The sequence below is a fragment of the Pseudarthrobacter quantipunctorum genome (genome assembly GCF_045291495.1).
Classification (GTDB): domain Bacteria; phylum Actinomycetota; class Actinomycetes; order Actinomycetales; family Micrococcaceae; genus Arthrobacter; species Arthrobacter quantipunctorum.
Map to the genome: position 1 here is coordinate 3,418,172 of NZ_CP148033.1, position 24,961 is coordinate 3,443,132.

Genomic DNA, 24,961 nt, shown 5'->3' on the forward strand with positions numbered 1-24,961 from the left:
GACCCTCGGATCCCAGCCTTTCCCTCCCCAACTGCGCCCGGAGGCCGGGCAGCTACAGGCGGTCGGTCCGTTCCTCGCCGCCCTTGTGCCCCGAGCCCCGGAGGTTCTCCTGCACCTTGCCGAACAGGTCCTTGATGGTGGACTCCGCGTTGGAGATGACATCCACCTGCAGGTATACGGGATGGCCAACCGGGAGATCGTACTCATCCTTAAGGTGCGTGCCGCCGGAGACGCCATCCAGGGACAGGTAAACCATGGCCTCGGTGCGGGCTATCCCCGCGATTTTGCCAAACACAACGGTGAACTCGTTCGGCTGGAAGCTGACCGTGTGGCCCACGTGGCCGCGGTCAAGCTCACCGGCGGGGACGGACTTTTCTGACTGGCTTCCGGTGTAGTCCATGAACTTCTCCTCAAGATCGCCTGGCAGTTACGCTCGCAGTCTACGCGGACCCGAATGGGCGGTACATAGCCCTCGGGCGGGGCCGCACCGGCCGCCCCCGGAGCGCGGGGCAGCCCCTCCCACCGGTAGAATCTGAACGGCCATCATTCAAAACGGCGCCGCTGTCCGCTGCCCGTTCCGTCATGGGGAGGGGGACCGTCCGTGCCGGCGCATCGTCCCCGTACGCCCTTCCACCTCCTCCGTGCCACGGCCGTGGCCACCGTCATCCTGATGCTTGCCGCAGGGGCACACCTTGCTGCCGGCGGGGAGCTCCCGGCGCCCGCCATCATGCTGGCCGTGCTGTCCCTGACCGCTCTGGGCAGCACCGCCGCAACGCGGCTGCGCCTGGGATTTCCCGCGCTGGCGGCGCTCCTGGGCGGCGGGCAGCTGGCCCTGCATGAGGTCTTCTCGGCCTTCAGTTCTTCCGGCACGGATCAAGGTTCCGGTACCGCGGCGCCCCATGAAAGCCACTTTGCCGGAGCCGGGATCCTGGCCCCGGCAGTGGATCATCTGGCCGGGGCCGCGGAAACAGCCGGGCCCCTGATGCTCTCTGCTCATATCCTGGCGACGCTGGCGTCCGCACTGCTGCTCGCCAAAGGCGAGGTTGCGCTGTGGGCCCTTGCCGCGTGGCTTCGGCCCCTGGTTGCGCTCCCCCAGCCAGTGACGTGCGACGACGGCACCCCGCCTGTCGTCGCTTTTCCACCTGCCGCCGTCCCTTTGCGTCCCTGGCGCAACCTGCGGCAGGACAGCCGGCGCGGCCCGCCTTCCGCCGTCGTGCTTTCCTCCTAACCCGCTCCGCGTCCTGCGGCACCGGGCCCACAAACTTTTAGCACCCCCGTACCCGGGCGTGCGCCAGAAAGGCAACCCATGCATACCTCCCTCCTTCGACGTTCCCTGGCAGCGGCAGCAGCAACCGGAGGCGCCGCGGCGCTTCTGCTGGCAGCCGCGGGCGGTGCCGCCGCCCACGTCGGGGTCACGCCGGACAAAACCTCGGCCAATTCCTCAGCCCTGCTCACGTTCGCGGTTCCCCACGGCTGCGAAGAATCCGGCACCACCAAGGTGGCCATCACGCTGCCCGCAGAGCTGAACGATGCCCAGCCGACGGTCAACCCGAACTGGACCGTGGAGAAGGTGACCGAGCAGCTCGCTGAACCGAAGAAGCTCGCGGACGGGACCTCGATCACCAAGCGGACCAGCCAGATCGTCTACACCGCCAAGGCGCCCCTGGAACACCAGCTCCGGGACACCCTGGTCCTCTCCGCGAAGCTGCCCGACGCGGCCGGGACGACGCTCTACTTCCCCACCCTGCAGACCTGCGAAACAGGCCAGACGGACTGGTCCGAGATTCCGGCGGACGGCCAGGACCCCCGTTCCCTGAAGACGCCCGCGCCGTCAGTCACGGTGACGGAAGCGGCGAGCACTGGCGGCCACGGGGCAGTTGCGGCCGCGTCCCACTCCACCGAACAGGCCTCGGCTGTCACCGATGGCGGGGCGGAAGCGCGCAGCTGGGCCGGCCTGGCAGCGGGCGTCGGCGGGCTGGTGCTGGGCGGTACGGCACTGGTGCGCAGCAAAGCACGGCGCAGCACGGCAGAACCCGCGGCGAAGTAGGGCCACAGCCCCGCAACGCCGCACCAAAGGAGGCCCAGCCCAGCCGAAGCCGCCGCTTTTGATGCCCGGATCATCACGATCCGGGCATCAAAATGCCGTGGCGGCCCGTTGCGGCGTTGACGCGGGCACCTGCTGCCGCGAAGGTGGTGCCATGAGGTCTCAGCGAATTTTCCAGGGGTTGGTCATGTCCACGGCGGCCGCGGCGGCGGCACTGATGCTCAGTGCCTGCGGGCCAAGCCAGCCAGAAGCGCAGCCCACCACGGCAAACACAGGCACCGGCTCTGCCAGCAGCCCAGCCAGCCCGGGCACCACGTCCGCGGCGCCAACGCCGTCTGCGACGCCGTCGGCCACCGGTACGTCCACGTCTTCCGCGGCTCCCGCACCGGGAGATCCCGCCCTCTGCAAGGCCTCAGGGCTCACGGCGGCCACCGACGCGTCAGGAGGCGGAGCAGCCGGCAGCGTGTACATGAAGCTCAACCTCACCAACACCGGCACCGGGCCGTGCATCCTCCGCGGTTATGCCGGGGTGTCCCTGACTGCTGATGCTGCCGGCGCTCCCATTGGCGCACCTGCGGTCCGCGACGAATCAACGGCAGTTGCGGACGTCCTCCTTGCCCCCGGGCAAACCGGCACGGCCGTGCTGCGCTACACCCAGGCCGGCAACTACTCCGACTGCGCCATGGTGGACGCGGCCGGCTACCGCATCTATCCGCCGGAGGACACGGATTCCCTGTTCCTTCCCCAGCCCACCAGGGCCTGCAGCAACGGCGCGATTACGCTGCTGACAATCAGCCCGTTCCAGCCCGCCTGATTCCCCGGCGACGCAACTCCACAAAGAAACTGCAGGCGGCCCGGCAAGATGCCGGACCGCCTGCAGTTTCTTTGTGGGACCTGTCGGGGCCCGGGTTACCTGGTGGCCGTGGTGGTCCGGCCTGTGCGGGCCGTGCCGCGGGACAGGGCGACGCCCAGCCCGATCATGGCGACACCAAGGACAAAGTGCAACCAGTCATCCGCCGTGTTTACCGGCACGAAGTTTGCCGCCGTGTCCTTGCCGATCAGCAGGCCGTAGATCCACAGGACAAGGTAGACGGCGCCGCCTCCAATGAGGTAGTTCCGGGACTGGGCTGCGCTGCGTGCCATGGCAATACCGGCCACACCGAACAGCAGGTGCACGATGTTGTGGAGGATCGACACCTGGAAAATGCCCAGCAGGAGCGCCTCGGACTCATGGCCGGCGAAACCCAGGGTCTCGTAGTTGGTGGTGATACCGGGAATGAACCCCAGGATGCCCACAAGAAGGAAGACAGCTCCCACTGCAAGGGCTGCTGTTTGGATGGTGGTCCGGCCTAGTGTGCGGCCGTCGGAACTCATGCTTGTCATGACTTCTCCTGATGTTTGTCGTTTATGTTCACTGGCTGCCGGGCTGCCACCTGACCATAGACTTAATCCCCGACATCGTAAGTATACTTAGCAAATGCGCTGTATCTGGGTTGGGGTTCATAACAGACCCATCACAAACTGGGCCGTTGGCCCTGGAGCGAAGGCAGGCTGAGCAGGGATGACGTCCATTTGGCTGGATCGCAGGGAACCGTTCACAACTGATCCGTTCGAGCCGGGAGGCACCTACGACACCGTGGTGGCCGGTGCGGGACTCACCGGCCTGGTGACCGCACTTTTGCTGGCACGCTCCGGGCAGAACGTGCTTGTCCTGGAGGCCAGGTACCCCGGTGCCGTAACCACCGGAAACACCACCGCCAAGGTCAGCCTGCTCCAGGGGACATTCCTCTCACAGCTCGCCCGCCAGTATTCCCAGAGCCAGGTGCAGGCATACGTGGATGCCAACCGGGAGGGCCAGGCCTGGCTCCTGCGGTACCTCGACGAACACGGCGTGCCGTACCAGCGCAGGGACGCCTATACCTATGCAGCCTCCGCCCAGGGGACGGAAAAGCTCCGCGAGGAAGTCAGTGCCGGCACCACGGCCGGGCTGGACCTGGAATACGTGCGCGACGCCGGCCTGCCGTTTCCCGTCCACGGTGCCGTACGCTTGGCGGACCAGGCACAGATCCACCCTGTGAGGGTGCTGGAGACGCTGGTGTCCGATATCCGGGGCCGGGGAGGATCCTTGGTGGGCGGCGTGCGGCTGCAGGACGTCACCGGCAGCGGGCCGGCGACCGTGCACACCGACCACGGCACCGTCACAGCCAACGAGGTGGTGCTCGCCACCGGCATTCCCGTGCTGGACCGGGGGCTGTACTTCGCCAAGCTCAAGCCCAGCCGCTCCTACGCGGCAGCCCTGCAGTTGCAGGAGGACCAGGCTCCTCCCCGGGGCATGTACATTTCCGTGGAGCAGCCCACCCATTCGCTGAGGGACTACGAGGCGGACGGCCGGCGGCTGCTCCTGGTGGGTGGCCACGGGCACCACGTGGGCCGGGCCAGGTCCGAAAAACACCATCTTGGCAGCCTCCTGGACTGGGCGGTACAGCACTACCCCGGCGCCGTTGCCACCCACACGTGGTCTGCGCAGGACTACATCCCCACCAACCTCATGCCCTTTTTCGGCAGGTTCCCGCGGGGCCGGGGCCACATCCACTTCGGCACCGGCTACAGCAAGTGGGGCATGACCAACGCGGTGGCGGCCGCCGTCGGCATCTCCGCCGACATCCTCGGCGGAAACGTTCCCTGGGCGGACACCATCCACCGCAGGGTCACCTCGCCCTCCGGTGCCCTGTCCGCCGTCGCCCTTAACGCCGGCGTGGCAGCAAAGCTCGCTTCCGGATGGGGACAGGTGGCCGCAGAAGGCCTGCGCAAGGACAAGAAGGAGCATGCGCCCGCCCCTGCGGTTCCGGCCGAAGGCGAGGGCAAGGTGTACAGCGAGGGACCCAAACCGGTGGCCGTCTCCACCGTCGACGGCACCACGTGCAGGCTCTCCGCCGTCTGCACGCATCTGGGCGGCATCCTGCACTGGAACGACAGTGAACTGACCTGGGACTGCCCGCTGCACGGCTCCCGTTTCAGCAGCGACGGCAAACTCCTAGAGGGGCCAGCCACCAAGGACCTTCCGTCCGCGGGCAAGGGGTGAGCCCGGGCAGGCGTCCGGCATCAGTGTCGGTGCCTTGGGGCATGATGGAGGCATGATCGAGGAACGGCCCTCCGCAACTGAAAGTGGCACCCCACCTGAAGGCGGCACCGCAACTGAAGGCGGCACCGGCGGAAAGGACACCGGGGCTGCGCCCATGGCCCAGTTCAGCAGGCCCACGCGCGACTGGTTCCTCGGCGCCTTTTCAGAACCAACACCCGCGCAGGAGGGCGCCTGGCGTGCCATTTCCTCGGGCTCGCACGCCCTGGTGGTGGCGCCAACCGGCTCCGGAAAAACCCTCGCTGCCTTCCTGTGGGCGCTGGACCGGCTGCTGGCCTCCTCCACGGAAGCAGCGGAAGCAGCGGAAGCACCGGTCGCTGCCGGAGTTGCGGGAAACACCAAGGCCGCCGCGAAAGGCAAGCGTACCCGGGCGCCGAAGCGCAAGACCCGGGTCCTATACATTTCACCCCTGAAGGCTCTGGGCGTGGACGTGGAACGGAACCTCCGCTCCCCGCTGATCGGCATCACCCAGACCGCCAAGCGCCTTGGACTGCCGGCACCGCTGACCACCGTGGGCGTCCGCTCCGGGGACACCACGACGGCCGACCGCCGCGCACTGCTGAGCAACCCGCCGGACATCCTCATCACCACCCCGGAATCCCTGTTCCTGATGCTCACATCCAAGGCGCGGGAAACGCTGACCGAAGTGGACACCATCATCATTGATGAGGTCCACGCCGTGGCCGGAACCAAGCGCGGCGCCCACCTGGCAGTCTCACTCGAGCGGCTGGACGCGCTGCTGCCCAAACCCGCCCAGCGCATTGGACTGTCTGCCACCGTGGAACCCAAGGAGCTCGTGGCGCAGTTCCTCGCGGGTTCAGCGCCGGTGGAAATTGTTGCCCCTCCTGCCAAGAAGAACTGGGACCTCACCGTCTCCGTCCCGGTGGAGGACATGTCAGATCTCCAGGGTGCCGCGGGGGCTTTTGACTCCGGGCCCGCTTCCGGCCTCCAGCCGCAGGCATCGATCTGGCCGCATGTGGAAGAGAAGATCGTCGACCTGGTGCTGGCCAACCAGTCAACCATCGTGTTCGCAAACTCCCGGCGGCTGTCCGAACGGCTGACCGCCAGGCTCAACGAGATTTACGCGGAGCGGCAGCTGGTGGCGGCAGGAGGCGGCTGGGATGACCCGGACCAGCTGGCAGCGGCGGCCGGCGTTCCCGCCTCCACCGCCACGCCGGCGCACATGATGGCGCAGGCCGGAAGCTCTGCGGGGGCGGACCCTGTGTTGGCCCGCGCGCACCACGGCTCCGTTTCCAAGGACCAGCGAGCACTCATCGAGGACGATCTTAAATCCGGCCGGCTGCGCTGCGTGGTGGCCACATCCTCCCTGGAGCTCGGCATCGACATGGGCGCCGTGGACCTGGTGGTTCAGGTGGAGTCGCCGCCCTCCGTGGCCAGCGGCCTGCAGCGGGTGGGCCGGGCAGGGCACCAGGTGGGTGAGGTCTCCCAGGGTGTCCTGTTCCCTAAACACCGGGCGGACCTGGTCCACACGGCCATCACCGTGGAACGGATGCTCGGCGGGAAGATCGAACGCCTCAGCATCCCGGCCAACCCGCTGGATATCCTGGCCCAGCAGACCGTGGCCGCCACCGCGCTGGGCAGCATCGACGTCGAGGAATGGTTTGCCACCGTGCGGCGCTCGGCGCCCTTCGCGTCCCTCCCCCGCTCCGCGTTCGAGGCCACCCTGGACCTGCTGGCCGGACGCTACCCGTCCGATGAATTCGCCGAACTCCGCCCCCGGATCATCTGGGACCGCAACGCGGGCACCATCGAAGGCCGGCCCGGTGCGCAGCGCCTGGCCGTGACCTCCGGCGGAACCATCCCGGACCGCGGCCTCTTTGGCGTGTACATCATCGGCACGGAGGTGGAAGGATCAGCCTCCCCCTCCACGGACGGCAAACCAGCGCCCGCCCCCAAGGGTGGCCGGCGGGTCGGCGAGCTGGACGAGGAAATGGTGTACGAATCGCGGGTGGGGGACGTCTTTGCGCTCGGCGCCACCAGCTGGAAGATCGAGGACATCACGCACGACCGCGTCCTGGTCTCGCCCGCCTTCGGCCAGCCTGGCAAGCTCCCCTTCTGGAAAGGCGATTCACTGGGCCGGCCGGTTGACCTGGGCCGTGCCCTGGGCGCGTTCGTGCGCGAACTCTCGGCATCCGACGCCGGCCCGGCCACCGAGCGCTGCAAAGCCAGCGGCCTGGACGAGTTCGCCGCGAACAACCTGATCCAGTACCTCACCGAGCAGAAGCTGGCCACCGAGGTGGTACCCAGCGACACCACGCTGGTGGTGGAGCGGTTCCATGACGAACTGGGCGACTGGCGCGTGATCCTGCACAGCCCCTTCGGGATGCCGGTGCATGCCCCCTGGGCCCTCGCCGTCGGGCAGCGCCTGCACCAGAGGTACGGCCTGGACGGATCGGCGATGGCCGCCGACGACGGTATTGTGCTGCGCGTTCCCATGATGGAGGACGAGCCGCCCGGAGCGGAGCTGTTCCTCTTCGATCCCGAGGAGCTGGAACAGATCGTCACCGCCGAGGTGGGCGGCAGCGCGCTCTTCGCCTCGCGGTTCCGGGAGTGTGCCGCCCGGGCGCTGCTGCTGCCCCGGCAGACCCCCGGCAAACGGCAGCCGCTGTGGCAGCAGCGGCAGCGGTCCGCCCAGCTGCTTGATGTCGCCCGGAAGTATCCAACCTTTCCCATCGTGCTGGAAACCGTCCGGGAATGCCTGCAGGACGTCTACGACCTCCCGGCATTGAAGGACATCGCGGCCTCCGTGGAGCGGCGCGAACTGAGGATTGTCCAGACCACCACGTCCCAGCCGTCCCCGTTCGCCAAGTCCCTGCTGTTCGGGTACGTGGCCCAGTTCCTTTACGAGGGCGACTCCCCGCTCGCAGAGCGCCGTGCCGCCGCCCTGGCCCTGGACTCCACGCTCCTCAACGAGCTGTTGGGGCGCGTTGAGCTGCGGGAACTGCTGGACGCCAAGGTTATCGACGCCACCGAACGCGAACTGCAGCGGCTGGCACCGGACCGGCGTGTGCGGGGCATGGAAGGGGTGGCGGACCTGCTGCGGCTCCTTGGCCCCCTGGCGCCCGAGGAAGTGGCCGCCAGGCTGGAACCCGCCGCACTCGATCAGGCAGCCGGCATCCCCGCCGTTGGCGCTGAGGACGCCAGCGGCTCTGAGGACACCGGTCCCGTTGAAGCCCCCGTGGACGCCGGCCACGCCCCGGCGGCGGAGGCAACCACCCACCTGGTGGCGCTCCAGCGCGCCAACCGGGCCATCAAGGTGAACATCGGCGGGGTGGAACGGTTTGCCGCAGTTGAGGATGCCGCGCGGCTTCGGGATGCGATCGGCGTACCGCTGCCCATGGGTGTCCCGCTCGCGTTCATCGAACCTGTCGCCGATCCCCTCAGTGATCTTGTTTCGCGGTACGCCCGTACCCACGGCCCCTTCACCGCGGCCGAGGCAGCAGCGCGGCTCGGTCTGGGTGTGGCAGTAGTAGGCACCGCCCTGAAACGCCTGGCGGCAGACGGGCGTGTAGTGGAGGGCGAATTCCGGCCGCATGCGGGGCCGCCGGAGACCGCCCCGGAAGTCACGGGCGAAACCCCGGGTGACGCCACCGGTCCTGACGACGGACCGGAAGAGAGCCAGCCGGCAAGTGGACCACCCACGCCCAGCTTTCCCCAGCACACGGTAACCAGTGAATGGTGCGACGCCGAGGTGCTGCGGAAGCTCCGCCGTCGTTCGCTGGCAGCCCTCCGCGCGGAAGTGGAGCCGGTGGACAGTGCGGCCTACGGACGCTTCCTGCCCGCCTGGCAGCACGTCAGGACGCCCGGCGGAGGACGCGGCCAGCCGTCGCTGCGGGGGCTGGACGGCATCATCACCGCCATAGACCAACTGTCCGGAGTCCCCATTCCGGGGTCGGCCTGGGAGCCGCTGGTCCTCGCCGGCAGGGTCTCCAACTACCAGCCGGCCATGCTCGATGAGCTGATGGCGGCCGGAGAGGTCCTGTGGTCCGGTGCCGGAAGCCTGCCGGGAAATGACGGCTGGATCAGCCTCCACCTCGCAGACTCCGCCGAACTGACACTGAACCCTGCCATCGAATACGAACCCGGGGACGCACAGCAGCGCCTCCTGGAGCATCTGCGCAACAACGGCGGCGGCTACTTCTTCCGGCAACTGACGGACGTCGCCGGCGGCATGGACTCCGTCCTCAGCGACCAGGAAGTGGTGACCGCACTCTGGGACCTCGCCTGGGCGGGCCGGATCACCGGGGATACCTTCGCCCCGGTCCGCGCGCTGATCGCCGGCGGCCACACCGCGCACCGGCAGGTGGCCCGCGCGCCCCGGGCCCGGGCGCCCCGGCTCAGCAGGCTGGGCCGGTCCCACGGGAGCGGGCTGCTGGGTTCGCCGGGCCTGGCGGGCGGCCGCTACAGCGCGTCCGCCGGCGGCGCGGCAACTCCCCCGATGGCCGCAGGCCGCTGGTCTGCCCTGCCGCAGCCGGAACTGGACCCCACCATCCATGCACGGGCCACGGCTGAACTCCTACTGGACCGCTACGGTGTGGTCACCAGGGGCTCGGTGATGGCGGAACAGATCCTGGGCGGCTTTGGCCTGATGTACAAGGTCCTCGCCAGGCTGGAGGAAGCCGGACGCTGCCGGCGGGGCTACTTCATCGAGCACCTGGGTGCGGCCCAGTTCGCCGTCCCGGCCACTGTTGACCGGCTGCGTTCCTACTCAGAGGACACACAGCTCGCCAGGCCCGAACCTGTTGCCCTCGCGCTGGCCGCCACGGACCCTGCCAACCCGTACGGCGCGGCCCTCCCCTGGCCTGCACTCCATGACGACGCCGGTACGGGGCACCGTCCCGGGCGGAAGGCAGGTGCCCTGGTGGTGCTGGTGGACGGGGCGCTGGTCCTCTATGTGGAACGGGGCGGCAAAACACTGCTGGCCTTCAGCGACGATGAAGCCGTCCTGGCGGCCGCCGGCGCTGCCCTGGTGGGTGTGGTGACCCGGGGAGCCGTGGACAAACTGATCATGGAAAAGGTAAACGGCCACGGCATCCTGGATACTCCCGTCGCTGCCGCCCTGAGCTCGGCCGGCGCCTATTCCACCCCGAAAGGACTGAGGATCCGTGCCTGAGGGTGATTCCGTCTGGCGGGCAGCCAACCAGCTGCACCAGGCCCTGGCAGGACAAAAACTCCTTGCCTCCGATTTCCGCGTGCCCCGCTTTGCAACCCTCAACCTTGCCGGCTGGACCGTGGCTGAGGTGGTGCCCCGCGGCAAGCACCTGCTGATGCGCGTGGTGGGGCCGGACGACAAAAAGCTCACTATCCATTCCCACCTGAAAATGGAGGGAACCTGGCAGGTGTACCCGCCCGGCGGACGGTGGCGGAAGCCCGGCTACACCGCCCGATGCGTGCTGCGCACCGCGGCTGCGGACGCCGTCGGATTTTCCTTAGGCCTTGTTGAAGTCGTGGCCACGGCCAGCGAGGACTCCATTGTGGGGTTCCTGGGTCCTGACCTGCTGGGGCCGGACTGGGACTTGGACGAGGCAGAGCGGCGGGTCCGGTCCGCCCCGGATGTCCCTGTGGGCGTGGCGCTGCTGGACCAGCGAAACCTGGCCGGCATCGGCAATATCTACCGCTGCGAAACGTGCTTCCTGTCCGGCGTGCACCCGGCCTCCCCCGTCTCCGCGGTCCAGGACGTGAGGACCATGATGACGGACGCCAAACAGCTCCTGGAGGTCAACCTGGGCCCCGGCCGCCGGGTCACCATCCTCAACGCCCGCGGCCTGCCTGTGGGCCGGATGGCGGGACGGCCGGGCTACTGGGTCTACCGCCGGGAACACCAGCCGTGCCTGAAGTGCGGAACGCCCATCCGGCGCGGCGTGCTGGGCAAGCTGAACGGTGACGAGGAACGGGACATCTACTTCTGCCCCCATTGCCAGCCGCTGTTGGCCCGGGAGTCCCCGCCCCCGGCGTAATGCCTCAGCTGGTGCCGGCCAGGGGCGCAAGCGCAGGAGTTGCGGCACTGCTGCCCTCATCCGGTGCTGTGTCCGCGGTGCCCGACGCGGGCACCAGAAGGACCGGCACCATAAAGACCGGGAGCAGCAACTGGACCAGGGGCCCGATCGCGAGGGCGTAGAGAACAGTGCCCACGCCCACCGAGCCGCCCAGGAACCAGCCGGCGGCCAGGACCACAACTTCGATCAGCGTGCGGGACCACCTGACGGACCAGCCGGTGCGCCGGGCCAGGCCCGTCATCAGACCGTCACGGGCGCCGGGACCAAACCGGGCACCGATGTAGCAGGCTGAAGCAATGCCGTTCAGCACCACGGCGCCTGCGAGCAGGCCGATCTGCCCGCCAAGGTGGGATACGTCTGGAATGAGGGCGAGGCCGATGTCCGCGAACACGCCAACCAGGACGGCGTTGCACAAAGTGCCGAACCCGGGCCACTGCCGCAGCGGAATCCAGAGCAGCAGCACCAGGAAACTCACAATGATGACCACCGCGCCGATGCTGAGCCCTGTCCTGCCGGCCACACCCTGGTGGAAGACGTCCCACGGGTCCAGGCCCAGCCCGGCGCGGATGAACATGGCCAGGGAGACGCCGTACATGGCAAGGCCGATAAAAAGCTGGAGGAGTCTGCGGGTCAACATGGAAACGACCCTCGCAGAAAACTGGCATTGAATTATATAGCCAGTCTGGGATACTGGCCTGATGCCCTCCCTCACTGCTGCCGGCCTCTCGCGTCTCCTGGGCGAGTGGAATGTCGGCGCAACCCCGGGCTACCGCGAGCTGGCCGACGTCGTACGCCTGCTGGTGCTGGACGGCCGCGTCGCCCTGGACACGGCACTGCCCAGCGAGCGCGCCCTGTCCGAAGCCCTGGGCGTCAGCCGGACCATGGTGACTGCCGCGTATGGGCTGCTCCGCGAGCAGGGTTTCCTGACCGGCGGCCAGGGCAGCAGGAGCCGGACACGGATCCCCCGCATCACCCCGGCAGGGACCACGCTCTTTACGGGCCCGGCACGGAACAATCCCGCGCTGACCGCCCCCGGGCTGGCTGCGCCGGAGGGACTGATCGACCTCGCCTATGCCTCCCTTCCCGCCAGCGGGGAGGTGGTGCACCGTGCCTTCGCGGCTGCCCTCACGGAGCTTCCGGCCCTGCTTCCCGGGTTTGGCTATGACGCCATAGGCCTGCTTCCGCTGCGTGAGGCAGTTGCGGCGCGCTACACGGCGGCCGGAGCACCCACTACGGCCAGCCAGATCCTGGTGACGTCGGGGGCACAGCACGCCCTGAACATCATCCTGCGCACCCTGGCCGGCAGGCAGGACCGGGTACTCGTGGAACACCCCAGCTACCCCAACGCCCTGGATGCCATCCGCGCTGCGGGCTGCCGGCCGGTCCCGGTGGCGTTCTCTGTCGATGCCCGGGGCGGCAGCCATGGCGCCGGGGCTGCGCCGGCGTGGGACATGGCCGCGCTGCAGGCCGCCCTGCAGCAGCGGCCCAGGCTGGCCTACGTGGTGCCCGACTTCCACAATCCCACAGGCCAGCTGATGCCGGACTTCCAGCGCCGCGAACTGGTCCGGGCGGCTGCGGCCGCCGGAACGGTCCTGGTGGTGGATGAGACCCTCCGCGAGCTTAACCTCGACGGCACCGGGACCTCACCGGTCGCTGCCTTCAGTCCGGCAGTGGTGACCATCGGCTCGCTCAGCAAGTCCCATTGGGGCGGGCTGCGCACCGGGTGGATCAGGGCTTCGGAGGAACTGGTCCAGCGGTTTGCGGCGGCCCGGACCTCACTTGACCTCGGCGGACCCCTTATGGAACAGCTGGCCGCCGCCCACCTGGTCAGGGCCTTGGACGAGCCGCTGCCGGCACGGCTTACCGTCCTCCGGGAAAGCCGCGCCGCCCTCCTGGAGCTCCTTGCCGGGCATCTGCCGGAGTGGGACGCGGCCTACCCCTCCGGCGGCCTGTCTGCGTGGTGTCGGCTGCCCGCCCCCATCAGCACTGCGCTGACCGTCATCGCCCCCGACTTCGGGATCCGGCTGGCGGCAGGCCCGCGTTTCGGGGTAGGCGGGGCCTTCGAGCGCTATCTCCGGGTGCCCTTCACCCTGCCGCCGGACAAGCTCGAGGCCGCCGTCCTGGCCCTGCGTTCAGCGCAGGACCGGCTCGATGCCGCCCCGCAGCTCCGCCGGACCCTCAAAAGCGCACCTGCCGTGGCCATTGCGTGAGCCGGAGCCATTCCCATGCCGGCCGCCCTGTCCCGGACTCCTACGCGTAGGCCTTGTCCAGGAAACCGCTCCAGGCCTTGGCAGTGGCGTCCGAGTCCCCTGCGCCACTGAAATCGTGCACCGTCATCCCCACGGGGGCGCCCCAGGCGTTGCGGCCAAAGAAACGGTACATGGCGCTGGAAGTGCGCAGGCCCAGGAAGTGCTCGTTGGAGAAGTCCACGTCCCCCGAAAGCCGGCCCACGCCGTCGAGCTCCACGTCAACGTGGGTGCCCTGCCCGGCGGAGTCCACCCCTAGCGCTGCGCGAAGACGCGCAAAGCCGTCCGGCGCCTGGGACGCTGCCGGCGCCTGGATGTCGGTGAATACCACCGGCTTGCCGTCGAAGTGTTCCAGGTACTGGCCCAGGGTGTGGAGGTAGAACTCCGTGTGGCGGCTGGCGCCGTCGTACTGTTCGTCCCAGTTGTCCGCAAAGATGCCGCTGTGGACATAGTGCAGTCGGGCGCGGCCGCCCTCGAGCGGTTCCAGGACATGCTCCAGCTGGTTGAACCAGCCGTCCGGACCGTCCATCCGGGACACGAGATGGGTGGGGTATTCGTTCACGGTCTTGACGTCCGGCCACTGGTCCGTGGGAAACATCCATGCCGGGGTTCCCGTGGTGACGGCTTCCCAGACCCGCTCCGGCGTTCCGGGCAGTTCGGTATCGTAGACGATCTCGAAGTTGCGGTTGTCAGTCATTGTCCTGCTCCTTGCCTGAAGGGGTTTCTGTAGGTTCTTTGGCCGGTTTGAGAACGGGGTGCAGCGCCACCACCAGCCGGTGCCGGCGTCCGCGGGCTGCGTCGCCGTCGTGGTATTTGTTCACCAGCCGGGTGACCGCCACACCGAGCTCTTCGGCGAAGGCTTCGCGGTCAGCCGCAGTGCGGAACGTGACCTCGCCATCCACCGCGAAGGTGGCCAGCTTCTGGCGGGCAGCGGCTGCGCCGGCGATCAGCTTTCCCATCTCCTGGACCATCCGGCCTGCAAGGGCCAGCAGCCAGAATGCCGAAAAATGGCTGGAAAAGCAGCCCGGATCCGGGGACACCGAAGCCAGCGCCTGTGGTGAGATCAGGTAGGACGACGCACTGGCCTGGAGGACGCGTTCGGTCATGTTGCCCTTGCGACGCTCCTCCACAAGCACCACCAGGCCGTGCTTTTCCAGGGCCTTGAGGTGGTAGTTGACCTTCTGCCGCGGCAGGCCCAGCCTCACGGCGAGCTGGGTTGCCGAGCCCGGCTGCACCAGTTCGCGAAGGATCCGGGTACGGATCGGGTCCAGCGACGCCTCGGCCGCTGCGGGGTCCTCGATGACCGCTATCTCCAACATGCTTCAAGTATCGCTACCGACAATTTTTATTGTCAAGAACTTTTTTATCGTCGGTTCCGGCGACTTTAGAGCGCGGGGGCGTCGCCGGAGCCAGCAGGACCCGCCGGTAGAATGGTCCGGTGATGCAATCCCCCCTCCCCGTGCGCGACGGCGTCAATGCCACGCGCCTGCGCCTTCCCGGAGAGGGCCCGTGGGACACCGCGATGGACTACATGATGCACCGCTGGGGGCACATCGACCCGCAGGGCATCGAGGACAGGTTCGACGCCGGCGAGATTGTTGGCGAGGGCGGGGTACCCCTGGACCGCACCACGCCGCTCCAGGACCACACGTTCATCTGGTACTACCGCAGCCTCCCGCCGGAGACCCGGATTCCGGTGGACATCACCATCCTCCACCAGGACGAACACCTGCTGGTGGTGGACAAGCCGCACTTCCTGCCCACCACCCCCGGCGGCACCTACATCCAGGAGTCCGCGCTCGTCCGGCTGCGCAACCAGCTGGAGCTTCCGGACCTGATTCCCATGCACCGGCTGGACCGGATGACGGCCGGCGTCCTGCTGTTTTCCACCAATCCCCGGACCCGCGGCAGGTACCAGGTGCTCTTCGAAAAGCGCCAGGTGCAGAAGGAATACGAGTGCGTGTCCGCCGCCGGCCCCGCGGACGGTTATCCCGCCGTCGACTTTCCCGTGGTGGTCCGCAACAGGATGACCAAGTCGCGCAGCTACCTGCTCGCCGAAGTCATTGACGGCGAACCGAACGCGGAAACGCGGATCGAGCGGCTGGAAACGTTCGACGCCGGCGCTCCTTCGGGTGCCGCCGGCACCCCTGCCGCGGCACCGGGCAGTCCCGGCCGGCTCGCCCGGTACCGGCTCGAGCCGCACACCGGCAAGACGCACCAGCTGCGGGTGCACATGGCGTCGCTGGGCCTGGGCATCGTCAACGATGCCTTCTACCCGGACCTGCTGGACAAGGCTCCGGACGACTACACCCGGCCCCTCCAGCTCCTGGCCCGCGGCATCCGGTTCGTGGATCCCATGAGCGGCAAGCCCGTGGAGTACCGCAGCGGGCTGGACCTCAGCGAGGCGCGCCGGGCCCGGCCCTGACCCTTGCGCCCCCTGGTTGGGCGGCCCGGGCAGGACTATCCTGAGGGGTAGCTGGGGCAAGGCAAGGAACCGTCATGGACGCACTGATCTGGATCCCAGGCGACCGCACCGCCGCCAGGGCCGCCTATGCCGCCGCAGGCCTCGGCGCAGTGGGGGCAGCCACCCTCGGTGCCATGTTTGCGGTGGAAGTACCCCGCAACGGCCCCTACGTCTTCGGCACCATCAACGATGCCACAGGTTCCTTATTCAACCTTGCGGCCGTCCCCGTGATCCTGCAGGTGCACCGAAGGCTGCCGAGGACGCGGACCTCGGAGGCGGCCTTATGGGTGGTCACTGCTTCCTGCGCGGCCGGATCCGCAAGCTCGTTCCTGCTGGTAATCAAAAAACTCGGCTTCAAGAGCTCCACGGTTATCTCGGTTGCGGCAATGACCGTCCAGGCAGGGTGGTTCCTGCTGGCACACCGGGCGCTCCTGGCCTCCGGCGCCTGCCCGCGGAACCTCGGCCGCCTGGGACAGGCGATCGGAGGCACCCTGCTGGTGGCGCTGCCGGTGGCCGGCCTGACCTGGGCGGAGCAGCTTCCACGCTGGATCCGCTACGGTATCGGCGGCGCAGGAGTCGGTGCGGGAGCAGCCGCATGGGTCGCTTGGCCCTACTGGTACTTCCTGGCGGGGCAGCACCTTAGCCGTTCACTGAAGTCCGAAAGGTAGGGGCAGGGCCGGCCAAATCTGCGGTACCTTGTGGCCATGGACTTCGGCAGCGCTGAGAGCTGGGGGGCGGCGATCTATTTTTGGATCATCCCCGTGGTCCTCGGCGACGCCATCTTCCCCCTGGTCCCGTCGGAAATGGTGGTGATCACCGGCGGGGCGCTCTCTGCGGACGGCCGGACCAACGTGTTCCTGGTGGTGTTCCTTGCCGCCGTGGCGTCCTGGATCGGCGACATGGTGGTTTTCCAGCTCTTCCGGCGGCGGTTGAGCCACGTACTGGACCGCTGGGCCTGGGGCCGCAAGGTCCACCGCGGGATCCACGACGCCATTGCCAGGGCCGGCCGGTCCTCCACATATGGGACCATCATCGGCGCCAGGTTCATCCCGGGCGGCCGCCTTGCCACCTCCGCCGCGGCGGGCATCGCCAATGTAGCCGTCCGCGGTTTCAGCCTATGCGCCGGGATCGGGGCGGTGCTGTGGGCGTGCTGGCTGGTGGGCCTGGGCTACTTCACGGGCTCGGCCACCGGGCTGCCCTTCTGGGCAAGCTCCCTCATCGGGGTGCTGCTCGGCCTGGTGGTGGGGGCCGTCGTCGGCGTTATTGCCACGCGCCGGCGTGGGAATCCGTCCCCCGTGGACGAACCCGGCCCGCTGGCTCCGGAGGCCTGAAGCGCCGGATCAAGCCCCGCCGGCTAGACCGGAGTCCACCGGCCGCGGCTGCGGCGCAGCACGGTCAGAGCCCCGGTCAGCGCAACACGTTCGACGGCGTCACGCATCATGGCTGCCGAATCCCGCGCCTGCCGGTTCTCGCCGCTGTATTCGGTCGCGTCCACAAGGAAGCGCAGGTTCAGCTGCGGCACTCCCCCGGCAAGCTGCAGCTGATGGGCCTCCACGTGGTGGCGGGTCCCCAAGGCTTCCACCGCGGTGTCCATGACGGCTTCGGGCGGGTTGCCCGGCCGCAGCCCGGTAATTTTCAGTCGGGTCTGGAAGGAAGGCATGCCCTCCAGCCTATCCCGGCTGCTTCCCCGCACCCCAAGGCCTGAAACCCTCTCTCACTTAAGGCGGGAAATCCACTGACGCTCTCTCACGGGTGATAGAGCGTCAGTGGAAAACCGGCATTAAGTGAGAGAGCGTCCGGGGTTAGCCGGTGTTGCGGAGGCCTGCCGCCACACCATTGACGGTGATGAGCATGGCGCGCTGCAGGCGTTCGTCGATCTCTGCGCCGGTGATGCCGTCCGCTTTTTCAGCGGCTTCGGCAGCTTCCGCCCGGACACGGCGGAGCAGCTCAACCTGGAGGTAGCTGATGGGGTCCAGGTACTGGTCCCGGATTTCCAGCGAGCGCTTGAGCGTGGGCTGGGCGTCCAGGAGCAGGTTCTCGCCGGTCAGCTTCTGGACCTCGGCCACGGTCAGCTCGTATTCCTCGCGGATGGCGCGGAAGATGTGGTGCAGCTCTTCCGGGACCAGGGTTGAGACGTAGTACCCGGCGATGTCCAGGTCAGTCTTGGCCAGGGTCATTTCCACGTTGGAGAGCACCGACCGGAAGAAGTGCCAGTTCTCCCACATCTCCACCAGCTGGGCGGCGTTGCCTGCCTCGCGGGCAGCCTTGAGACCGGAACCGACGCCGAACCAGCCGGGCACGATCTGGCGTGACTGGGTCCAGCCGAACACCCACGGGATGGCGCGGAGCCCGCCAAGCCCTGCGCCGGAGTCCGGGCGCTTTGACGGGCGGGAGCCGATGTTCAGCGAGCCCAGCTGCTCCACCGGGGTGGAGGCCATGAAGTAGGCAGGCAGGTCCGGATCATCGATGAGCTTCCGGTACCTCTCGAAAGCGGCGTCGGAGATCGTCTCCATGACGTGCCCGTACCGTTCCCGCTGGTCGGCCGAGGTGCGCGGATCGCGGTGCAGGGCCGAACCCTGCAGCACGGCAGCCAGGGACAGTTCCAGGTTTTCGCGGGCAAGTTCGGGCAGCGAGTACTTGTCCGAGATGACCTCGCCCTGCTCGGTGAACTTGATTTCACCTTCCAGGACGCCGTTGGGCTGGGCCAGGATGGCGTCGTAGGTGGGCCCGCCGCCGCGGCCCACGGAGCCGCCACGGCCGTGGAACAGGCGAACGCGCACACCGTGCTTGGCGGCGATGTCGCGCAGCTTCCGCTGGGTTTTGTGGATCTCCCACTGGCTGGTCATCACACCGGATTCCTTGTTGGAATCCGAGTAGCCCAGCATGACTTCCTGCACGTCGCCGCGGAGGCGCACAAGCTCGCGGTAGGACGGATCGGACAGCAGCTGGTCCACGATTTCGGCCGAGGCCCGCAGCTCCTCCACGGTCTCCAGCAGCGGCGCGAACCCGATCTTGGCGTAGGGCTTCTCCCCGAAGAGGTTCACCAGGCCGGCTTCACGGGCCAGGACCGCGGCAGCGAGCACGTCATCGGCGCCGCGGGTCATGGAGATGATGTAGGTCTCGATGACATCCGGGCCGTACGCACGGAGGGCGCGGCGAATCTCACGGAAGACGTCGTACGTGCCGTCGGCGGCGCCGTCGAGCTTGATGGGGTGTCCGGACAGCGGCCGGCGGGAAGCGAGCTCGGAGCCGAGCACCTCCAGCCGCTGCCCGCGGCTGAGTTCCGCGTACCGCACGCCCGGCCCGCCCAGCCGGTCCATCAGCTGGCCGACGGCGTCATGGTGGTGGTCAGCGTGTTCGCGGATATCCAGGGTGGCCAGGTGGAGTCCGAACGAGGCAATGGCGCGCCGGACCCGGGCCAGCGCCCCGTCGGCAGCCAGCGACGCCGAGTGGTTCCGGAGCGAAAGTTCCACGAGTTCGAGGTCCGCAAGGAGTTCGCCGGTGCCGCTGTAGTCGCGGCCGTGCTCGTGGTTGGAGTTTGCCGCCACGCGCTTGCCCGTGTTGATCAGTTTGGCTTTGACGCAGGTGAGCTTCAGCCGGTACGGCTCCTGGGCGTTGAGCTCCAGGACACGCTTGTCCAGCCCGGGGAGTTTCTTCAGGTCCGCGTCGATGGAGTCCAGCAGCTCCTGGTCGGCGCCGGCCAGCGAGGTGGAGTTGGAAAGGATGGAGATCAGTTCATCGATCATCCCGATGCTGATGCGGACGGCATGCTGGTTCTGGATCTGCAGGATCTCGCGGGTGACTGCCGCGGTCACGTTGGGGTTGCCGTCCCGGTCACCGCCGATCCAGGAGCCGAAGCGGATGGGAGCTTCCTGCGAGGCAAGGGTGACTCCGTGCTCGCCGAGCAGTTCCGAGAGTTCCGTGAGCATCTCCGGCATCGCATCGGTGAGGATGCTGCTCAGGTAGTAGATCGCGTTGCGGGCCTCGTCCACGGGGGTGGGCCGGACCTGGCGGAGTTCGTCGGTCTGCCACATCTGGTCGATGATTTCGGCCAGCTGCCGGTCCTGGCTGCGCCGTGCGGTGGTGCCCTCGGCGCTGGGCTGGGCCAGCACGTCGGAGAGCTTGCGGATCTTGTCCAGCACCGAACGGCGGGAGGCTTCGGTGGGATGCGCGGTGAAAATGGGACGGACGTCCAGCCCGTTGACCACTTCCTGCAGGACACCGGAGCCCGCCTGCTCCGCGATGTCCGCTACTGTCTTGGCCAGCCAGCCGTCTTTTTCGGCGCGGGTCCGCAGGCCGCGCACCCGGTGCACCTGTTCCGCCGCGTTGGCGAGGTGGAAGTAGAAGGCAAAGGCACGGACCAGGTCGGTGGCCTGTTCGATGGGCAGGGAGCCCAGGAGTTCGCGGACCTGGGCGACGACGTCGTGCGCGCTCCACGGGCCGGTGGCATCGGCGCCGCCGCGGGCGGCTTCCTTGGATTCCTTGGTGAGGAGGCGGACCTGTTCCACCAGGTCAAGGAGTTCAGGACCGTGCTGGCGGACGAGCGATTCACCCAGCAGGGTGGACACGCGGCGGACGTCTGCCCTCAGTTCGGAGGCAAGATCGGTTTCGGGATTCGTTGCAGTGTGAGCCATGGAAACTATCTTTCGAGGGTTCGGACTTGGCTCGTACACTGCGCTGGATACTGTGAGCCACGTAACTAGCTAAAGATGCTACCCGCAGTGCGGCGCCTCGGGGGAATCCGTCTCAGATAATGTCGCGCACCGGGTAACCTACGTGGCGCTTAAGGTGTTCCAGCTCGTTCCGGAGCTGTTCAACGTCCGCTTGATACACGGCGAATTCTGCCTTGCGTTGCCGGGCAGCCTTGGCGGCGGCCGCCAGGGCAACCATCGCCACGGGCACGGAAAAGGCCAGCGCCCAGCCTGCGGCGGCAAAGAAGTCCAGTGCCACCGGCAGGGCAGAGCGGAAGTCCCCAAACTCGTTGATGCCATCGGTCACGCCGCCCAGCATGCCCTCCAGCGGTTCCAGGAACGTCCCTACCATCGGGGCATCAGAGAGCGGCGGCGGGCTCAGCTTTGCCTGCTGGTCACCTCCCCACCGTCCGTCACCCAGGTGGTTCAGGACATAGATTCCCGCGCCCAGGCTCGCGGCCAGGAAGGCCTCGACGGCGGCCAGCGCCGCCAGGTCAAGCCGCCGCCACCACAGCAGGACAGCCAGCCCGGCGGCTGCGGCCGTGATCCACGTCAGGGCCCTGAGCCACTCGGTGCTTACTCCAGCAAGTATGTCCACGGCACCTATTCAACCGCGCGGACCACCTTGATATTGAAATCAGGCGTGCCCAGGGCGGCGTAGAGGCGCAGCCAGAGCGGCAGCAGCATCTCGGCGCCGCGGGCCGTGGTGATGTCCCCAAGGTCGATCACATCGCGGTGGCCCAGCTCCTCCAGCAGGCCCTTGACCACCGACTTTGCGTCCGGATCATCCCCCGACAGGAAGACGGAATGGTCACCGTCCGCGAGCCGGCGTGGGTCCACCATCAGCCCGGCATTCATCGTGTTGAGGGTTTTTACAACCAGGGCGCCGGGGAAAGCCCGCTGGATTCTCTCGGCGAGGCTGTCCGTGTTCACGGGGTTGAGCACGGGCGGCATGCCCTGGGAGAAATCCAGGGGGTTGGAGACGTCCATCAGCACTTTGCCGGCAAGCCTCGCTGCCCCGGCCGAGCCCAGTGCCTCCAGCGTTCCCGCGCCGTTGGTGGCGTTTACCACCAGCTCAGCGGCCTCCGTGGCCTCGGCGAAAGTCGTCAGCGGGATGTGGCGGTTCGCCGCGTGCCATTCGCTGAAAGCAGGCGCACCCATCATGTCCGGCCCGGTCCTGGCGGACGTGGCGCCCGGATCCCTGGTTCCAATTTCCGCAGCATGCCCCAGCGCGGTGAACGCACCCGCGAGGGTCCGCCCCACCATGCCTGTGCCAAGCACCGCAATCTTCATGGCCTCCCCCTCTGGAAAGCAGACAGCTTGAAAGTAGTGTGAAAAGCAGGTGCGGGGTCCGCGAAGCAACCTGTCCTGCTGGTTCCGAGGGTACTCCCCGGCCCGGACAAGGCAAGCGCTGGAATGAACTCCGGCGCGATGCGGTTGTAGCCGGGGCAACCCGAACGTTCGGAAGGAACCATGACTACCGTCCCGGCCGCCAAGGTGGAGCGCTGGCAGCGCTTCCGCGATAACCGCACCCAGGCCCTCGCCGCCCGCCACGGCTGGCTCACCCTCACCTCGTTCCAGTGGCTGGAGGACTCTCCCGCCGCCGTCGAACTGGCACCCGGCCTCTGGTCAACGGATGGCACGACGGCGTCACTCACCGCAGTGCCCGCCGACGGGCTGTCCCTGGTGGAGACAGGCGAAGCTGTAGCCGGGACAATCACGGCGGCCCTCGCCGACGAGGAGTCCCTGATGTGGGTGCAGTTCGGCGGCCCCGGCGGGGACCAGGTGGTGGTGGAACTGGCCATGCGCGCCGGGCGCTACGCCATCCGGACGCGGGACTCGGCCTCGCCGGTGCTCACGGAATTCACCGGCGTCCCCACCTACGGATACAAGCCGGAGTGGGAAGTGACGGGCCGGTTCGAGCCGTATCCCGAACCCGTGGACGTTCCCATCGCCACCGCCAACCCCCTGGTGGACGGCGTCCACCGGACCGTTGGTGAGGTGGTGTTCCGGGTCCCGGGCAGCGGCCACGAGTTCCGGCTGCAGGCGGAAGAGGAGAAGCTCGGAGCACTGACCGTCACGTTCCATGACGAGACCAACGGGGACAGCACGGATGACTGGCGGAAGCTGGCCGTGCCCCGCCCCCGGCCGGACCATTCCGTGGTCCTGGATTTCAACCGGGCCATCAACTATCCCAGCGCCTTCACCCCCTACGGCACGTGCCCCATGCCCGTGAAGAACAACTCACTGGATGTGAGGGTGGAGGCAGGGGAAAAGCTGCCCGCATCTGATTGAGCTGATTGGCTGAGTCAGGTGATGGCTGAGATACCCGTGACAGCCCGGCCCGCGATCAGGGTGTTGATCTCGAAAGACCCTTCGTACGTGTAGATGGCTTCGGCGTCGGAGAAGATCTTGGCCATCCGGTAGTCGGTGACAATGCCGTTGCCGCCCAGGATGGACCGGCCCAGGGCCACCGTCTCACGCATCCGTGCGCTCACGTACGACTTCGCGAGTGCCACCTGCGGCATGTCCGCGGCGCCTTCATCCTGCAGCCGGGCCAGTCCGGCCATCATTCCCATGCCGGCCACGGCGTTGCCCAGCATGGTCACCAGCTGCTGCTGGATGAGCTGGAACTGGGCCAGGGGTCGGCCGAACTGCCGCCGCTCCACGGCGTACTGCCGGGCGACGTCGAAGGCGGCAAGCTGCTGGCCCACGGCCTGCCAGGCCACCATGATCCGCGAACCCCGCAGCAGCTCCCTGGTGTCCGCGAAGCTGCTGATGTCCGCGAACCGGTCAGCTTCGGCCACACGCACGTCCGCCAGGACAATATCCGCGTTCTGCACCGTCCGCAGTGCGATCTTGTTTTCGATCCGGGTCCGGCTGATTCCCGGCAGGGTGGCGTCCACGATGAACCCGCGCACGGACCCGTCAGCCTCGTCGCGGGCCCACACCAGCATGTAGTCGCAGAACGTCCCGTTGCCGATCCACCGCTTTGCCCCGTTCAGCACCCAGGCATCGCCGTCGTCGTCCGGCTCGCCGGTGGCCGACGAGATCCGCCGCGCCCGAGTCTCCATCCCGCCGGCGACGTCCGAACCGTGATTCGGTTCGGTGAGTGCGAACGCACCGGTGATGCGCAGGCTGGAGGCGTCGGCCAGCAGCCGCCGCTTCTGGTCCTCACTGCCGAAGTCGTACAGCGACTGGACGAACAGATCGTGGTGGACCATGAAAAACGTGGCGATCGAGGTGTCCACGCGCGTCATCTCGGCGATGACCAGGCCGGCGAACAGGTGGCTGTAGCCGCGCTCAGCGGGAGTGCTCAGCTCCAGGGCAGCCAGCTTGGGCAGGATGTGCGCCGGGAATTCGGCCTTGTTCCACCAGTCTCCCGCGTAAGGGGCGATCTCCGCCGCCAGGAATTCCCGCAGCTCGGCCAGCTTGTCCCGTTCCTTCCGGTCCAGCAGGGATTCAAAGTCGAAGAAGTCCGCGGAGGGCAGGTCCGGCATGCTGTCCGGCGTCATTTCAGGCCCGGCCGTTTGAGGCGCAGTTCTCTCAGTCATTTCGGTCCCATCCGGATGGCCCCGTCCAGGCGGATGGTCTCCCCGTTCAGCATGGTGTTGTCCACGATGTGTGCCACCAGGGCGGCGTACTCGTCCGGTTTGCCCAGGCGCGAGGGATGGGGCACCTGTGCGCCCAGGGAATCCTGGGCGTCCTGCGGCAGTCCTGCCATCATGGGCGTTTCAAAGATGCCGGGGGCGATGGTGACCACCCGCACCAGCGAGCGGGCCAGTTCGCGTGCGATTGGCAGGGTCATGGCCGCCACGGCACCTTTGGAGGCAGCATAGGCGGGCTGGCCGATCTGCCCCTCGAAGGCGGCAACGGAGGCGGTGTTGACGATCACGCCGCGTTCCGGGCCGCCCAGTTCCGTGACGGCCGGCTCCGTCTCAACCATCGCGGCCGCCGCCAGCCGCAGGACGTTGAAGGTGCCGATCAGGTTCACCTGGATGACGCGGCTGAATGCTTCAAGGGGAAGCACGCCGTCCCGGCCCAGGACCTTTCCGGGAGTGGCGATCCCGGCGCAGTTCACCACGATGCGCAGCGGTCCCAGGCTGGCGGCGGTGCCGACGGCGGCCTGCACCTCGGCTTCGTTCGTCACGTCTGCGGGGGAAAAGACGGCGGACCGCCCCGAAGCGCCGCTGGACGCATTGAGCTCTTCTGCCAGCGCCGCCCCGCCGGAAGACGGGAGGTCGACCAGCACCACCGAAGCGCCATCGTGGAACAGCCGCCGGGCAGTTGCCGCCCCCAAGCCGGAGGCTCCCCCGGTCACCAGTGCAACAGCGCCTTTGACGTCCATACATCCTCCTTG

The 24,961-nt window shown here is 67.9% G+C and carries 23 protein-coding genes; 11 read left to right on the plus strand and 12 right to left on the minus strand.

Going from position 1 to position 24,961, the window contains the following annotated elements; all coding sequences use genetic code 11:
* Window positions 1-52: 52 nt before the first annotated feature.
* Window positions 53-400, minus strand: coding sequence for a hypothetical protein (locus WHH00_RS15465; protein ID WP_231457083.1), 348 nt, complete (start codon window positions 398-400; stop codon window positions 53-55).
* 201 nt (window positions 401-601) lie between these two features.
* Here WHH00_RS15465 and WHH00_RS15470 point away from each other — a divergent pair, with 201 nt between their 5' ends.
* Together WHH00_RS15470 and WHH00_RS15475 are read left to right on the plus strand one after the other, a co-directional pair.
* Window positions 602-1,228, plus strand: a complete 627-nt coding sequence (locus tag WHH00_RS15470) for a hypothetical protein (RefSeq protein WP_406634142.1) — start codon at window positions 602-604, stop codon at window positions 1,226-1,228.
* 78 nt (window positions 1,229-1,306) lie between these two features.
* Window positions 1,307-2,047: a YcnI family protein gene (locus WHH00_RS15475; RefSeq protein WP_406634144.1), complete on the plus strand. Its 741-nt coding sequence runs from the start codon at window positions 1,307-1,309 to the stop codon at window positions 2,045-2,047.
* A gap of 159 nt (window positions 2,048-2,206) precedes the next feature.
* Here WHH00_RS15475 and WHH00_RS15480 read toward each other — a convergent pair whose 3' ends face one another.
* On the minus strand, window positions 2,207-2,515 hold the full coding sequence (locus WHH00_RS15480) for a hypothetical protein (protein WP_406634146.1): 309 nt from the start codon (window positions 2,513-2,515) through the stop codon (window positions 2,207-2,209).
* On the opposite strand from WHH00_RS15480, the gene WHH00_RS15485 reads away from it, so the two are divergent.
* A complete protein-coding gene (locus tag WHH00_RS15485) occupies window positions 2,508-2,858 on the plus strand; it encodes a DUF4232 domain-containing protein (RefSeq protein WP_308192128.1) in 351 nt (116 codons plus the stop codon). The genes WHH00_RS15480 and WHH00_RS15485 overlap by 8 nt on opposite strands.
* Window positions 2,859-2,953: 95 nt before the next feature.
* Here WHH00_RS15485 and WHH00_RS15490 read toward each other — a convergent pair whose 3' ends face one another.
* Window positions 2,954-3,427 carry a DUF4383 domain-containing protein gene (locus WHH00_RS15490; RefSeq protein ID WP_406634148.1) on the minus strand — a complete coding sequence of 158 codons (474 nt, stop codon included), beginning with the start codon at window positions 3,425-3,427 and terminating at the stop codon, window positions 2,954-2,956.
* Between the two features lie 178 nt (window positions 3,428-3,605).
* Between WHH00_RS15490 and WHH00_RS15495 the strand changes: the two genes are divergently transcribed.
* From WHH00_RS15495 to WHH00_RS15505, 3 genes are all read left to right on the plus strand, one after another.
* Window positions 3,606-5,126, plus strand: coding sequence for an FAD-dependent oxidoreductase (locus WHH00_RS15495; RefSeq protein WP_406634150.1), 1,521 nt, complete (start codon window positions 3,606-3,608; stop codon window positions 5,124-5,126).
* A 154-nt stretch (window positions 5,127-5,280) separates the two neighbouring features.
* Entirely contained in the window at window positions 5,281-10,317 is a 5,037-nt protein-coding gene (locus tag WHH00_RS15500; protein WP_406638634.1) for a DNA glycosylase AlkZ-like family protein, read from the plus strand.
* Entirely contained in the window at window positions 10,310-11,161 is an 852-nt protein-coding gene (locus WHH00_RS15505; protein WP_406634152.1) for an Fpg/Nei family DNA glycosylase, read from the plus strand. Before WHH00_RS15500 ends, WHH00_RS15505 begins: the two co-directional genes overlap by 8 nt.
* Window positions 11,162-11,165: 4 nt before the next feature.
* On the opposite strand, the gene WHH00_RS15510 is transcribed toward WHH00_RS15505, so the two are convergent.
* On the minus strand, window positions 11,166-11,837 hold the full coding sequence (locus tag WHH00_RS15510) for a YczE/YyaS/YitT family protein (RefSeq protein WP_406634154.1): 672 nt from the start codon (window positions 11,835-11,837) through the stop codon (window positions 11,166-11,168).
* Window positions 11,838-11,895: 58 nt separating this feature from the next.
* On the opposite strand from WHH00_RS15510, the gene WHH00_RS15515 reads away from it, so the two are divergent.
* Window positions 11,896-13,410: a PLP-dependent aminotransferase family protein gene (locus WHH00_RS15515; protein WP_406638636.1), complete on the plus strand. Its 1,515-nt coding sequence runs from the start codon at window positions 11,896-11,898 to the stop codon at window positions 13,408-13,410.
* A gap of 40 nt (window positions 13,411-13,450) precedes the next feature.
* Here WHH00_RS15515 and WHH00_RS15520 read toward each other — a convergent pair whose 3' ends face one another.
* Both WHH00_RS15520 and WHH00_RS15525 read right to left on the minus strand, forming a co-directional pair.
* Window positions 13,451-14,143 (minus strand): SRPBCC domain-containing protein, encoded by a 693-nt coding sequence (locus WHH00_RS15520; RefSeq protein WP_406634156.1) that lies wholly within the window; start codon window positions 14,141-14,143, stop codon window positions 13,451-13,453.
* Window positions 14,136-14,765: a helix-turn-helix domain-containing protein gene (locus WHH00_RS15525; RefSeq protein WP_406634158.1), complete on the minus strand. Its 630-nt coding sequence runs from the start codon at window positions 14,763-14,765 to the stop codon at window positions 14,136-14,138. Before WHH00_RS15525 ends, WHH00_RS15520 begins: the two co-directional genes overlap by 8 nt.
* A 122-nt stretch (window positions 14,766-14,887) precedes the next feature.
* On the opposite strand from WHH00_RS15525, the gene WHH00_RS15530 reads away from it, so the two are divergent.
* The 3 genes from WHH00_RS15530 (at window position 14,888) to WHH00_RS15540 (ending at window position 17,241) form a co-directional block, all read left to right on the plus strand.
* Window positions 14,888-15,871, plus strand: a complete 984-nt coding sequence (locus WHH00_RS15530) for an RluA family pseudouridine synthase (RefSeq protein ID WP_406638638.1) — start codon at window positions 14,888-14,890, stop codon at window positions 15,869-15,871.
* Between the two features lie 74 nt (window positions 15,872-15,945).
* Window positions 15,946-16,578, plus strand: a complete 633-nt coding sequence (locus tag WHH00_RS15535) for a hypothetical protein (RefSeq protein ID WP_406634160.1) — start codon at window positions 15,946-15,948, stop codon at window positions 16,576-16,578.
* A 36-nt stretch (window positions 16,579-16,614) separates the two neighbouring features.
* Window positions 16,615-17,241 (plus strand): DedA family protein, encoded by a 627-nt coding sequence (locus WHH00_RS15540; RefSeq protein ID WP_406634162.1) that lies wholly within the window; start codon window positions 16,615-16,617, stop codon window positions 17,239-17,241.
* Window positions 17,242-17,264: 23 nt separating this feature from the next.
* Here the strand turns inward: WHH00_RS15540 and WHH00_RS15545 are convergent, their stop codons facing one another.
* From WHH00_RS15545 to WHH00_RS15560, 4 genes are all read right to left on the minus strand, one after another.
* The gene (locus WHH00_RS15545) at window positions 17,265-17,570 is read right to left on the minus strand and encodes a hypothetical protein (protein WP_231457070.1); all 306 of its coding nucleotides are present in this window, start codon (window positions 17,568-17,570) and stop codon (window positions 17,265-17,267) included.
* 142 nt (window positions 17,571-17,712) lie between these two features.
* Window positions 17,713-20,544 (minus strand): phosphoenolpyruvate carboxylase, encoded by a 2,832-nt coding sequence (gene ppc / locus WHH00_RS15550; RefSeq protein WP_406634164.1) that lies wholly within the window; start codon window positions 20,542-20,544, stop codon window positions 17,713-17,715.
* 112 nt (window positions 20,545-20,656) lie between these two features.
* Complete coding sequence (locus WHH00_RS15555; RefSeq protein ID WP_406634166.1) at window positions 20,657-21,199, minus strand: hypothetical protein; 543 nt, start codon at window positions 21,197-21,199, stop codon at window positions 20,657-20,659.
* Window positions 21,200-21,204: 5 nt separating this feature from the next.
* Window positions 21,205-21,894, minus strand: coding sequence for an NADPH-dependent F420 reductase (locus WHH00_RS15560; protein ID WP_406634168.1), 690 nt, complete (start codon window positions 21,892-21,894; stop codon window positions 21,205-21,207).
* Window positions 21,895-22,074: 180 nt separating this feature from the next.
* Here WHH00_RS15560 and WHH00_RS15565 point away from each other — a divergent pair, with 180 nt between their 5' ends.
* Window positions 22,075-22,896 carry a DUF1684 domain-containing protein gene (locus WHH00_RS15565; RefSeq protein ID WP_406634170.1) on the plus strand — a complete coding sequence of 274 codons (822 nt, stop codon included), beginning with the start codon at window positions 22,075-22,077 and terminating at the stop codon, window positions 22,894-22,896.
* A gap of 14 nt (window positions 22,897-22,910) precedes the next feature.
* Here the strand turns inward: WHH00_RS15565 and WHH00_RS15570 are convergent, their stop codons facing one another.
* On the minus strand, window positions 22,911-24,101 hold the full coding sequence (locus WHH00_RS15570; RefSeq protein ID WP_406638640.1) for an acyl-CoA dehydrogenase family protein: 1,191 nt from the start codon (window positions 24,099-24,101) through the stop codon (window positions 22,911-22,913).
* Window positions 24,102-24,151: 50 nt separating this feature from the next.
* Window positions 24,152-24,949, minus strand: a complete 798-nt coding sequence (locus WHH00_RS15575; protein ID WP_406634172.1) for an SDR family NAD(P)-dependent oxidoreductase — start codon at window positions 24,947-24,949, stop codon at window positions 24,152-24,154.
* Window positions 24,950-24,961: the final 12 nt, after the last annotated feature.

Excerpts from the sequence above, each read along its gene's own strand:
- WHH00_RS15465 (WP_231457083.1), bottom strand. The coding sequence starts at position 400 with ATGGACTACACCGGAAGCCAGTCAGAAAAGTCCGTCCCCGCCGGTGAG.
- WHH00_RS15475 (WP_406634144.1), top strand. The coding sequence starts at position 1,307 with ATGCATACCTCCCTCCTTCGACGTTCCCTGGCAGCGGCAGCAGCAACC.
- WHH00_RS15480 (WP_406634146.1), bottom strand. The coding sequence starts at position 2,515 with ATGTACACGCTGCCGGCTGCTCCGCCTCCTGACGCGTCGGTGGCCGCC.
- WHH00_RS15490 (WP_406634148.1), bottom strand. The coding sequence starts at position 3,427 with ATGACAAGCATGAGTTCCGACGGCCGCACACTAGGCCGGACCACCATC.
- WHH00_RS15495 (WP_406634150.1), top strand. The coding sequence starts at position 3,606 with ATGACGTCCATTTGGCTGGATCGCAGGGAACCGTTCACAACTGATCCG.
- WHH00_RS15500 (WP_406638634.1), top strand. The coding sequence starts at position 5,281 with ATGGCCCAGTTCAGCAGGCCCACGCGCGACTGGTTCCTCGGCGCCTTT.
- WHH00_RS15510 (WP_406634154.1), bottom strand. The coding sequence starts at position 11,837 with ATGTTGACCCGCAGACTCCTCCAGCTTTTTATCGGCCTTGCCATGTAC.
- WHH00_RS15520 (WP_406634156.1), bottom strand. The coding sequence starts at position 14,143 with ATGACTGACAACCGCAACTTCGAGATCGTCTACGATACCGAACTGCCC.
- WHH00_RS15525 (WP_406634158.1), bottom strand. The coding sequence starts at position 14,765 with ATGTTGGAGATAGCGGTCATCGAGGACCCCGCAGCGGCCGAGGCGTCG.
- WHH00_RS15530 (WP_406638638.1), top strand. The coding sequence starts at position 14,888 with ATGCAATCCCCCCTCCCCGTGCGCGACGGCGTCAATGCCACGCGCCTG.
- WHH00_RS15535 (WP_406634160.1), top strand. The coding sequence starts at position 15,946 with ATGGACGCACTGATCTGGATCCCAGGCGACCGCACCGCCGCCAGGGCC.
- WHH00_RS15540 (WP_406634162.1), top strand. The coding sequence starts at position 16,615 with ATGGACTTCGGCAGCGCTGAGAGCTGGGGGGCGGCGATCTATTTTTGG.
- WHH00_RS15545 (WP_231457070.1), bottom strand. The coding sequence starts at position 17,570 with ATGCCTTCCTTCCAGACCCGACTGAAAATTACCGGGCTGCGGCCGGGC.
- ppc (WP_406634164.1), bottom strand. The coding sequence starts at position 20,544 with ATGGCTCACACTGCAACGAATCCCGAAACCGATCTTGCCTCCGAACTG.
- WHH00_RS15560 (WP_406634168.1), bottom strand. The coding sequence starts at position 21,894 with ATGAAGATTGCGGTGCTTGGCACAGGCATGGTGGGGCGGACCCTCGCG.
- WHH00_RS15565 (WP_406634170.1), top strand. The coding sequence starts at position 22,075 with ATGACTACCGTCCCGGCCGCCAAGGTGGAGCGCTGGCAGCGCTTCCGC.
- WHH00_RS15570 (WP_406638640.1), bottom strand. The coding sequence starts at position 24,101 with ATGCCGGACCTGCCCTCCGCGGACTTCTTCGACTTTGAATCCCTGCTG.
- WHH00_RS15575 (WP_406634172.1), bottom strand. The coding sequence starts at position 24,949 with ATGGACGTCAAAGGCGCTGTTGCACTGGTGACCGGGGGAGCCTCCGGC.